At 36.3% G+C, this 9,461-nt stretch carries 11 protein-coding genes; 2 read left to right on the plus strand and 9 right to left on the minus strand.

The features are described 5' to 3' along the window. The 4 genes from EQ827_RS06905 to EQ827_RS06920 all read right to left on the minus strand — a co-directional run. Nucleotides 1–230, minus strand: a 230-nt coding sequence (locus EQ827_RS06905) for a TetR/AcrR family transcriptional regulator (protein WP_181190270.1), incomplete at its 3' end; no start/stop codon positions are given. A 42-nt stretch (nucleotides 231–272) separates the two neighbouring features. Beyond that, nucleotides 273–797: a hypothetical protein gene (locus EQ827_RS06910; RefSeq protein WP_181190271.1), complete on the minus strand. Its 525-nt coding sequence runs from the start codon at nucleotides 795–797 to the stop codon at nucleotides 273–275. 45 nt (nucleotides 798–842) lie between these two features. Next, nucleotides 843–1,151: a hypothetical protein gene (locus tag EQ827_RS06915; RefSeq protein ID WP_181190272.1), complete on the minus strand. Its 309-nt coding sequence runs from the start codon at nucleotides 1,149–1,151 to the stop codon at nucleotides 843–845. Between the two features lie 18 nt (nucleotides 1,152–1,169). After that, a complete protein-coding gene (locus tag EQ827_RS06920) occupies nucleotides 1,170–1,676 on the minus strand; it encodes a hypothetical protein (protein WP_181190273.1) in 507 nt (168 codons plus the stop codon). Nucleotides 1,677–1,764: 88 nt separating this feature from the next. Between EQ827_RS06920 and EQ827_RS06925 the strand changes: the two genes are divergently transcribed. Then, a complete protein-coding gene (locus tag EQ827_RS06925; protein ID WP_181190274.1) occupies nucleotides 1,765–3,447 on the plus strand; it encodes a phosphoenolpyruvate carboxykinase in 1,683 nt (560 codons plus the stop codon). An 84-nt stretch (nucleotides 3,448–3,531) separates the two neighbouring features. On the opposite strand, the gene EQ827_RS06930 is transcribed toward EQ827_RS06925, so the two are convergent. The 4 genes from EQ827_RS06930 to EQ827_RS06945 all read right to left on the minus strand — a co-directional run bounded on the left by EQ827_RS06930 (nucleotide 3,532) and on the right by EQ827_RS06945 (nucleotide 8,060). Then, a complete protein-coding gene (locus EQ827_RS06930; protein ID WP_181190275.1) occupies nucleotides 3,532–4,872 on the minus strand; it encodes a M20/M25/M40 family metallo-hydrolase in 1,341 nt (446 codons plus the stop codon). Nucleotides 4,873–5,016: 144 nt separating this feature from the next. Beyond that, entirely contained in the window at nucleotides 5,017–5,877 is an 861-nt protein-coding gene (locus EQ827_RS09265; protein WP_181190276.1) for a C39 family peptidase, read from the minus strand. A gap of 26 nt (nucleotides 5,878–5,903) precedes the next feature. After that, nucleotides 5,904–7,079, minus strand: coding sequence for a C40 family peptidase (locus EQ827_RS06940; protein ID WP_181190277.1), 1,176 nt, complete (start codon nucleotides 7,077–7,079; stop codon nucleotides 5,904–5,906). A gap of 228 nt (nucleotides 7,080–7,307) precedes the next feature. After that, nucleotides 7,308–8,060: an alpha/beta fold hydrolase gene (locus EQ827_RS06945; RefSeq protein ID WP_181190278.1), complete on the minus strand. Its 753-nt coding sequence runs from the start codon at nucleotides 8,058–8,060 to the stop codon at nucleotides 7,308–7,310. Nucleotides 8,061–8,224: 164 nt separating this feature from the next. On the opposite strand from EQ827_RS06945, the gene EQ827_RS06950 reads away from it, so the two are divergent. Next, nucleotides 8,225–8,641 carry a YjdF family protein gene (locus tag EQ827_RS06950; RefSeq protein WP_181190279.1) on the plus strand — a complete coding sequence of 139 codons (417 nt, stop codon included), beginning with the start codon at nucleotides 8,225–8,227 and terminating at the stop codon, nucleotides 8,639–8,641. A gap of 46 nt (nucleotides 8,642–8,687) precedes the next feature. Here the strand turns inward: EQ827_RS06950 and EQ827_RS06955 are convergent, their stop codons facing one another. Beyond that, entirely contained in the window at nucleotides 8,688–9,392 is a 705-nt protein-coding gene (locus EQ827_RS06955) for a DUF6994 family protein (RefSeq protein WP_181190280.1), read from the minus strand. Between the last annotated feature and the right edge of the window lie 69 nt (nucleotides 9,393–9,461).

A 9,461-nucleotide genomic window follows, 5' to 3' on the forward strand; every position in this document is an offset into this window, starting at 1 on the left:
AAAATCATGTCAATAGTTAAAGGCTGTTGCTTATCGTTTTGAATACATTGACGCAGGGCCGCCACAAACATCCCTAATTTACTACCAAAAGCCGAATATAAACTTCCTCGCAATAAATGGGTTGCCTGAACTAAATCATCTAGTGATGTTGCTTCATAGCCTAGTTGGACAAAAGTTTGCGCAACGGCGTGTAAAACTTGCTGTCGATTATAAGATATTTTTCTTCCCATACTTTTATTATATTATTTTTGACTTATTAGTCAACAATTATATTAAAAATATGTTGAAGTACACTTCCGAACAACTTTTTTAATCCCTTTGGGTAAAGGAAATGGCAGTCGCGGATTAATTGCTTGTACGCGCGCTTTGATCTGATGATTATCTACGCCTACGGGAACAATTACCCAATCACCGACAGATAAATTACGGTCGCCGAGATAATTATATACTTTACCGCCCTTTCTAAACGTAACTTGTAAATACACTAAATCCTCTATGTTGTCTAAGTATAAGGGAGGATGCACTAATTCGCCGGTTTGATAATTTTCCAATAATTTTTGCAGATGTTGAGTAAAGATTTGCCAAATTTCTAAAAAATCGGCACTATTACTATTTAAATATCCCTGCTGCGTATTTTGATTGTTAATCTTCCAACTTAAATGTAAATTTTGATACTTGGAAGTTGTAAAATCCAAAATATCAAGGGGCCATAAATCTAATAAATCGTCTACTTGGCCGGGCAAGTAATAAGTTTGTATTATCTGTTGACCATTATTTTGGCATTGCTGATATCGCAAAACTCCTTGTTCACGTTGTAACCACAAATATTCAGTAGCATAAACTCAATGATAACGTAACTTCAAGGTTGTTAGTTGATCGGGAAGATTATCAAATACATAGAGATTGGGTATTTTTAATTGGCGTCGAATCAGTTGGGATAAATCCTGACCACCAACTTTTAACTTTTGTCCTAGTGATCCTTGATCCTGCCACACTCTTCCATTTGAATTTAAAAGTTTAATTGTCCAAATTCCATTATCATGAACACGCAACTGTAAAGTCGCGTGACTAAAGTAATAGCTAACAGCTTGCAAAATAATTTGCGCTCGCTGGGGATTAATCGTAAATAATTGCTGACTTTGTAACCGCATCTCAGCGGCATCATCTGTTCAAACATAGCGTTTTAACTCAACTTGGCCATTAATATTGATAGTTAAATGCTGTTGTACTTCCAGACCTTTTTCGTAATATCCATAGCCAGATAGATCAGAAACTAAAGAGATTTTTTGGAGCTCGCCTTCAAACAAATAAGGGCTTTGCAGCTGTAAGGAAGTTATTTTAGCTAACTGTTCAAAGGCTAATAAGAACCATAAGCGCGCATGATCTGCTAGCGGTGAGCATTGTTGGAGCTGGCAGCGTGCATAATAAGAGAAGATGGCATTGCCTAACAGCTGGTAATCAGTAATCTGAGCAATGACTTTAGCTAAATAATGAGCATGATCAAATTCCGCAGCTGAATATTGGTTGATTAAGGCTTGACCGCCATCAATTTCAAATCCTAAATTACTGCATTGAGTTTCAAAATTTTGAGTTACTTGCAATTTAGTAGTATAGGAATCTCTATATAAATCAAAGTACTTAACCGCAAAATTATGAATTTCCGTTAATGATTTCATTTTCATTACCTCAATTTTTTAAAAATTATTTTTCTTTGTGATTAACTGCGGTAAAATAGCTCTAAGCTTTAGAAGGGAGATTCTATTAATGTCAAAAATTGCCACAGAAGGTTTTTATTTTAATCCCCAACGGAAAGTAGCAGTACTTAATTACAGTAACCAGTATATTTCCGATGTTTTCACACTTTTAAACACACAAGAATTAGTCGACGTTGTGCAATTATACTTGCAGCAGCGGCATCATTTACAAAACCAAAATGCTTTTGAAGATCTGGATGCCGATGAATACTTAGAAATTATTAAGTCAATCTTGTTAGATCAGCCCCACGTTTTTGATAAATTCACTGCGGCTGAAATATTACAAAGTATTGAAGCATTATATTCTTTTTACCGGTCTTTTTTGCGGATTGCAGTTATCAATCTCCACCAATCAGACGTAGTTGCTAATAATTTTATGGATATTGATAATCACTTTAATAACCTCGTTATTCGTCTCTATCGACTAATCGAAGAAAAGCTGCAAGGTGCTCCCAATAAAACCTATCGGCAAGTCAATGCGGGCTCTTCAGCCTGTATATTGACCCAATCACATCAATGGCCGCTACCACAAGGATATGAAGTCTTGCAGCCCATACGCTTTATTGACACCCTGATGTTACGGCCGCCAATGATGATGACGACTCCGAGCAATAAACGTGAAGGGACTTTTAGTGCGGTTACTACCAATCCTATTACTAAATTTAAAGGGGGAAAAGATGAATGGTATTGTTTCCCCGCTAAAATTGGTGAAAGCCTCGCTTATATTTATTTTCATCGTGATTATTTTGCGAGTGGTATTTCCTTAGCTAACCTTTTTGAAGTTGCAGCTGCTAAAGATATAGAAGGCCATAAGCCTGATTTAATCTTGTTATTTGGTCTGCCTCACACCCAAGGTAATGTGTGCCATTACTATCATGATGCCACCAATGATATTTGGATCGGTGAAGTTCCTTATAACGATAAGACTACCTATTTTGGCTATATGAAAAAAATGTGTTTAACTTTGCATAATCTGCATATGATTTATGAAAGTAAGCTGCCCATTCATGGCTCAATGGTCCAAATTAACTTTGCGAATGGCAAACAAAAAAATGTCGTTTTCTTTGGTGATTCTGGTGCTGGCAAATCTGAATCAATTGAAGCCCTCCAAGAAGTAGCTGATGACCAAATCATTAGTATTGAAACTATTTTCGACGATATGGGTAGCTTTACTGTGGCAGGACAAGAAATTTATGCTCAAGGCACGGAAATCGGTGCGTTTGTACGGTTAGATGATCTCAGCTCCTCAGTAGCCTTTAACAATATGGACCGGGGTATTTATTTAAACCCTGATAAAAAGAACGCTCGAGTTATTATTCCAGCAGATTCTTACTCCCGCGTAATTGCCCATCATCCCATTGATATGTGGGTCTACGCCAATAATTATGATAACAAAATTGGTCTGCATCGTTTTACTGACGCTAATACTGCCAAGAAAACTTTTATCGCTGGTAAGCGTAAGGCCCTAGGAACTACCGATGAAGTGGGCATGAGTACAACCTTTTTTGCTAATCCTTTTGGTCCGGTACAAGAAGAGCAACGCACGCGACCGATTATTGAGCAAGTATTTAAAATCTTATTTGCCAAAAATACTTATGTTGGAGAAATTTATACTCATTTAGGCAATGACAAATCTAAAAATAGTCTTCACCAGTCAGCTAAAGAATTATTGCAGGTCCTAATGAATTCTTAAAAATTGGGTAATGAAAAACAGTTTGAACTAAAACAAAACATCGGCGCAATTTTGCACCGGTGTTTTGTTTTAGTTTGTTTTATATTAATTATCTTGACCATAAGCTGTTAATAAGTTAATGAGATAATAAGTCCCTGCCTGATAATCGGCTAACCTAATATTTTCATTAGGAGAATGAGGATGACTGCCCGCATAATGGATACCTGTCATAACAACCGGCACTTGTAGCTTGTCTAAAAAAGGCTTAATGGGGCCAGCTCCCGGCATATTAGGAATTAATTTTACATGGGAAGGACCATATACTTGTTTAGCTACCTGATGATTTAACTGCACAAAGGCATTATCTAGATGGGTTCTTCCTGCTTGTTCGCCTAATAAATACTCTACTTGAACATCAGAAAAACCATTTTGATTAAGCTGTTCTTGAATTAACTGTACAATCTTATGTGGTTCTTGATTCGGTGCCAAGCGACAATCTAACTTAGCATGCGCTTCTTTAGGAATAATAGTTTTAACACCCGTACCATGATAACCCGCTTCTATACCATTAATGGTTAAAGTCGTACCATTAATTAATTCCAATTTGGGATTATCAGTAATCAAAGGCCGCTTTAAACCATAATTAGCGGCTACCTTCGCCTCATCAAAATCCATTTCTTGTACTGCTGCTTGTTCAGCAGGTGTTAAAGATTCAATATCATCGTAAAAGCCGGCCACCGCCACACGATTATCTGCAGTTTTTAAAGAGGCCAAAGCTTGAACCAATCGCCAAGCTGCATTATCAGCATACGCTGCTAAGGATGAATGTAAGTCGGCTGCAGCTGTCTGCACATGTAAATTAAAACTAACCGCCCCTTTAGCACCACAGATAATTTGAAAGTTTTCATTTTCATCTTTACCTCCGCCTTCCCAAATACAAGCATCAGCTTTTAAATCTGCAGCATGGGCAGATACATATTGTTCAACGTGAGGACTGCCAATTTCTTCTTCACCCTCAATATAAAACTTTATATTAACTGGTAGACCACCATGTTCTTTAAAATATTTAATCATAGTTAATCGACTCATTAACTCACCTTTATCATCACAGACACCGCGTGCCACTAACTGCTCTCCTTCAATTGTAGGTTCAAAAGGTTCACTGTGCCATTCTGCTAGCGGTTCTGGTGGCTGCACATCATAATGATTATAAAATAAAATAGTCTTGTTGCTGTTGCCTTTAAACTCTGCAAAAACCACAGGATTACCACCTTGATCGCGCCATCGTTGAACGTTTTGTGCCTGCAACTTTTGAAATTGCTTTACAATCCAAGCGCTTGTTTCCTCAATCCCCTTATATTGTGCAGAAATACTAGCAATTCTTAAGTAGTCAGTAAAGTTGTGTAAATTATCTAAAATATATTTTTCTACTGTTGCACGTTTCATAGGCTCCATCCCCTTTTTATATTGCTTGTAATCATAACTTAAAAATAATTATTAATAAAGTGTTAATTTAAAATTAGCTATCTTTAATCAAAAAAGAGCTGAGACAAATACCCATCTCAGCTCTTTTGTTAAAACATTTTTAAATTAATAAACAGCAACGGCAAACTTCATATGGTTATAAGCCTGCATAAATTGATCTTTGTTGACCCAATAAACACCTAACTCAGGATCAGCAATATGAAATTGTTGGTCATTATAACCATCTAAAGTAACCACATGCGCATTATCAACATCGTAACCCCAGAAAAAGTGGACCCATCTAGCTGGTGTATATCTTAAAGTAACCCAAGTAACCACAGGATTACCACGATCAATTTGCTGCTGCAAATCTGCTTTGGTTGCACCGCTTAAGTTGGCCGCATGGCCAAATTTATTCAACCATGGCGTATAAGCATCCGGAAAAATGGACTGATAAATTCCGGGGGTTACACGATAAGGTGTGCCGCCAAAACCGTGATAAGGATTGTTATCACCAGCAATTGGCATTGTTCTTAAAAAAGCACGCAAATCATAATTTTTAGCATAATTCTTATAATGTAATGCTTCTAAACCGCTCGCGGCCTCACACCCCATTGGGGCACCCGCAGCTTCTTGACTAATAAAAGGCACGCCCAAAACCTTTTGAGTTTGATAAGTTACACTATCAGCGGCAATATATTCATGTGTTGATACTTGGTAATACTGCTGACCATTAATAATCCGCAAGAGACCTGTCAGCCAAGCACTATGTGGTCCTAAAGCCCGACTAACAATTAACTGACCATTATCATTATAAAGGGGAGCAGTTTGACTTTTAACTGTGACTACTCCTGAAACTTTGGTATCAGTATAATTTGCAGAATCTGCCTGGACTGGCCTAATTTGAAAAAGCCAAAACCAACTTAATAATGCTAAACTTGCAATTAATAACTGATAAATATTGTATTTTTTACTTAATAAATTCATTAGTCCTACCTCTTAATAATTATAAATTAGTGCAATACCCGGACACCAAATGATGGATAAAAATTATTAGTAATAGTATCAATCTTAATTTTGGTTCCAGGACGTAAAGCATTGAGATATTGATTATTGCCCAGATATAAACCTACATGATAACTAGCACCAGGATTTCCCCAAAAGACCAAATCACCCGGTTGCAAATCTTTGATAGCAACTTGAGTACCAGCGGTTTCTTGTGGGACAGTCCAAGAACCAATATTTTGGCCTAAAGCCTGCTTAAAGACAAATTGCATTAAACCAGAACAGTCAAAACCATCTGGTCCCTTGCCATTCCATACATAAGGCTTGCCTAACTGTTGTTTAGCAGCAGTGATTACTGCTTGAACCGCTGTCGCTTTAGCTTGTCCGCGTAAATTAACTGGAGCGCGATAAGTAGTAATTGGTGTAGCGACACTTGCAGGTATCCAACCGCCATTACTTAATTCATACCACAAGATACCACCATTTTGCAGTGTCGAAACTACTTGTAAAATCGTTCCTGCTCCAACAGAACTGCGGCGTCCGGAACCATAGGAACTATCACGGTAAACTAGCGTTGCTCTTTGAGTTTTCACCGCTGCATAATTAGGATCCCATTGCTGTGCTGCGGCTTCATTAAAAGCAGTATTAGTAATTTTAGTGTATTCGCCATCAATCCACGCATTATTTCCTACTAAATACCAGGCATCCCCATTTTCATCAATAACCTTTTGTGAAAATTTCCAACTAGTACCGTTGGCTAATTTACGACCGGAATCAGACTTATGATTACCATAACCTTGCCATAAGGTTACGCCAGCAGGCGCATAAGCAATTTCAGCGATTCCTTGATTAGCCACTACTTTAGCTGTCGTTGCTTGCTCACTATTAATCCACGCATTCGTTGCAACCTCATACCAAGTCTGATTATTAAGATGATCTATAGCGTCATATTTCCAACCGCTATAGGGAGCTAATTGTTGATCAGTCACTTGATAGCTGCCATTAACGTAATGATAAACTCTTGCACCCTGCCCATCGGCATAAACAACACCATTTTCAGTGTTGCCATGGTTGTCTATAGCAGCCTGCACCGGGGTAGAAATTGTACTTGGCACAATATTAGTACCCACTGCCGTTGCTAAGCTAGAACTAAGCAGCAAGGTTAATAAGATTTTTTTATTCATAATTGCACTCCTAATAATCGATTTTTATAAATTATATTATAACAGCAACAAATTTTTAATTGGAAAATTTCAACAGGCTGTAAAGAAAAATAAATTAATTTGCAATCTTAAATTGATCTTTAAAAATTTAATTAACAGACTCATCATTAATAAAATAATAATTTCCAGATAATTTATTTCTGTATTTCTGATTGAACAATTATTAAAACAGATTTTGCTTTTAATGCCTCATCTCACCGAGTTAGTAAACAGCCTTTTAATATCAGCTACCACTTTTTCTGGATGGCTCAATGAATACTGACCATGAAATAATCCGGACTCGATTTGTAAATAACTATGAGGATGAATCTTATGCAATAATAAAGCCGAGCGAATCATCCTGTGATTTTCTCTGGCACCTACCACAATTAGTATTTGCGCTTGTGAATGGGCTAAATTCAGCGGTACAGTAAAACTAGTATTAGCAACTAAAATTGCCGTTAAATTAGCTTGGCTTAATTGACAAGTATCATGATAATAATTTTCAAAAAAAGCGGGCGGTATTTTTAAAGCTTGAAACTGCCAATGAGCAAACCATTTTTGCTGAATCAATTGATAACTGCTTGTAAGTGTTACAGGCAACAAATTGTGGATTAACGGATCTGGAATAACGGCCGCACTTTCAATTAGAGCATGCTGACAAATATCGGGACGCAAAGCTAACATTGTGATAGCAATTTGTGCTCCTAAAGACAGACCCCCAATTAAGTGGACTTTGCCATTATGATTCTTATCAATAAATTCTATTACTTCTTGAGCGTTTTGCTTAATGCTAACAAAATTACAATCACTACCGGCGTGTCCATCCAAAATTGGTAAAATTACATGATATTTTGGACAAAGTAATTGTGCAACCCTTTGATAATTCCACCAACCTAGTCCTCCCCCGTGCAGCAAAATAATTACTTTAGAATTTTGTTGGCCAAATTCAATTATTTTCATAACATCACCTATGGCGATTATACATTTTCAATGTCAATAAATAAATGTATAATCAATTAAGAAAGCAAAAACACAGCGCGGTTGGTAGTCCGAGCATAGACAATCTATCAGTATCCTTCCCTCCTGGGATGTCCGGCTTTCATTAAAATTAAGGAGGGGACATGATGGTTATTAAATCTTGTCTAACAATTGTTTTTGATGGAGCTTTTTACAAGGCAATTTTTGAGCAACATACTGAACACACTTATGCTGTTGCTCAACTAACCTTGGGGACTTCGGAGCCAAAAATGCCACTAATATTGAATTTAGTAAACCAACACTACAATGAACTGAAATTTCATGAAGTTGACCACCAGCCGTTAAAAATAAAATCGCTGAGCCCTAAAAAGGCTCAACGACTAGCTCGAAAAGCTATTCAGCAAAACGGCATTAGCACTAAGGCTCAGCTGGAGTTGCAAAAACAACGCGAAGAAGCTAAAAAGCTAAGAAAAAGGGTTCATTCTCAACAAGTAAAAATTACTAAAGAAGAACTTTTTTTACAAAAACAAGCTAAAAGACAAGCCAAACATCGTGGACACTAAATAAAAGCATGGTATCGCAATTGGTACCATGCTTTTTAGTGGGCTCTCAATGAGAAATACTTAAAGCCAAGATTTGTTCTAGATAATCCTGCATTGATATTTCATTATGTGAATTGCTGCGCAAGTCCTCTAAATTACCATCTATTATTCTGCTTTGTCCATATTCAATATTCAAAACTTCATAATTTTTATTCACAAAATTTGAAAAACACATTTCATTAACAAAATCACAAAAATTATTATTAAATTTAGACAACCAAAGTGAAGTACGATCATTACAATAAGCTTTCATCATTGGTGTATTTTCACCTTCAAAATAACATTTTAAATCATATAATAAATAGTCAATACGATCATGATAGATTGTATAACGATAGGTATTGATTGTTGGTAATTTATGTTGTGGCCAAATAAAATGTAAATCTAAGTTAGCTCTAATATTCTCGTAATCTTTAATCCAAACTTCAAAATTAGGATGAAGTTTCATTAATTGTTTAGAACCACAGACTACATCAGCTGACATCTTAATTCGATAATCATTTACTTCATCAAATAAATTGTATCTTTTTTGTGCTAGCTTATATTTCAACGCTAATTTTTTATATAAGATTAAATCACAGGAATCAGGATCATCATATAAAGATTCTCTGACTCTATCAATTAGTTTAGGATCATTATCTTTTAGCCAATAATAGTAATCACTAGTATAAAATGTTTTTAGTCGCTGAATATTTGTTTGATAAACCTGCATAAATAGACTCCACCCTAGACTGTTAATTACTATTTTAAATAAATTTAATTCAATACCGTAGTACTAGAC

It is taken from the genome of Bombilactobacillus bombi (assembly GCF_013607485.1).
Lineage (GTDB): Bacteria > Bacillota > Bacilli > Lactobacillales > Lactobacillaceae > Bombilactobacillus > Bombilactobacillus bombi_A.

Excerpts from the sequence above, each read along its gene's own strand:
- EQ827_RS06925 (WP_181190274.1), top strand. The coding sequence starts at position 1,765 with ATGTCAAAAATTGCCACAGAAGGTTTTTATTTTAATCCCCAACGGAAA.
- EQ827_RS06930 (WP_181190275.1), bottom strand. The coding sequence starts at position 4,872 with ATGAAACGTGCAACAGTAGAAAAATATATTTTAGATAATTTACACAAC.
- EQ827_RS06920 (WP_181190273.1), bottom strand. The coding sequence starts at position 1,676 with ATGAAATCATTAACGGAAATTCATAATTTTGCGGTTAAGTACTTTGAT.
- EQ827_RS09265 (WP_181190276.1), bottom strand. The coding sequence starts at position 5,877 with ATGAATTTATTAAGTAAAAAATACAATATTTATCAGTTATTAATTGCA.
- EQ827_RS06915 (WP_181190272.1), bottom strand. The coding sequence starts at position 1,151 with ATGCGGTTACAAAGTCAGCAATTATTTACGATTAATCCCCAGCGAGCG.
- EQ827_RS06950 (WP_181190279.1), top strand. The coding sequence starts at position 8,225 with ATGGTTATTAAATCTTGTCTAACAATTGTTTTTGATGGAGCTTTTTAC.
- EQ827_RS06955 (WP_181190280.1), bottom strand. The coding sequence starts at position 9,392 with ATGCAGGTTTATCAAACAAATATTCAGCGACTAAAAACATTTTATACT.
- EQ827_RS06940 (WP_181190277.1), bottom strand. The coding sequence starts at position 7,079 with ATGAATAAAAAAATCTTATTAACCTTGCTGCTTAGTTCTAGCTTAGCA.
- EQ827_RS06945 (WP_181190278.1), bottom strand. The coding sequence starts at position 8,060 with ATGAAAATAATTGAATTTGGCCAACAAAATTCTAAAGTAATTATTTTG.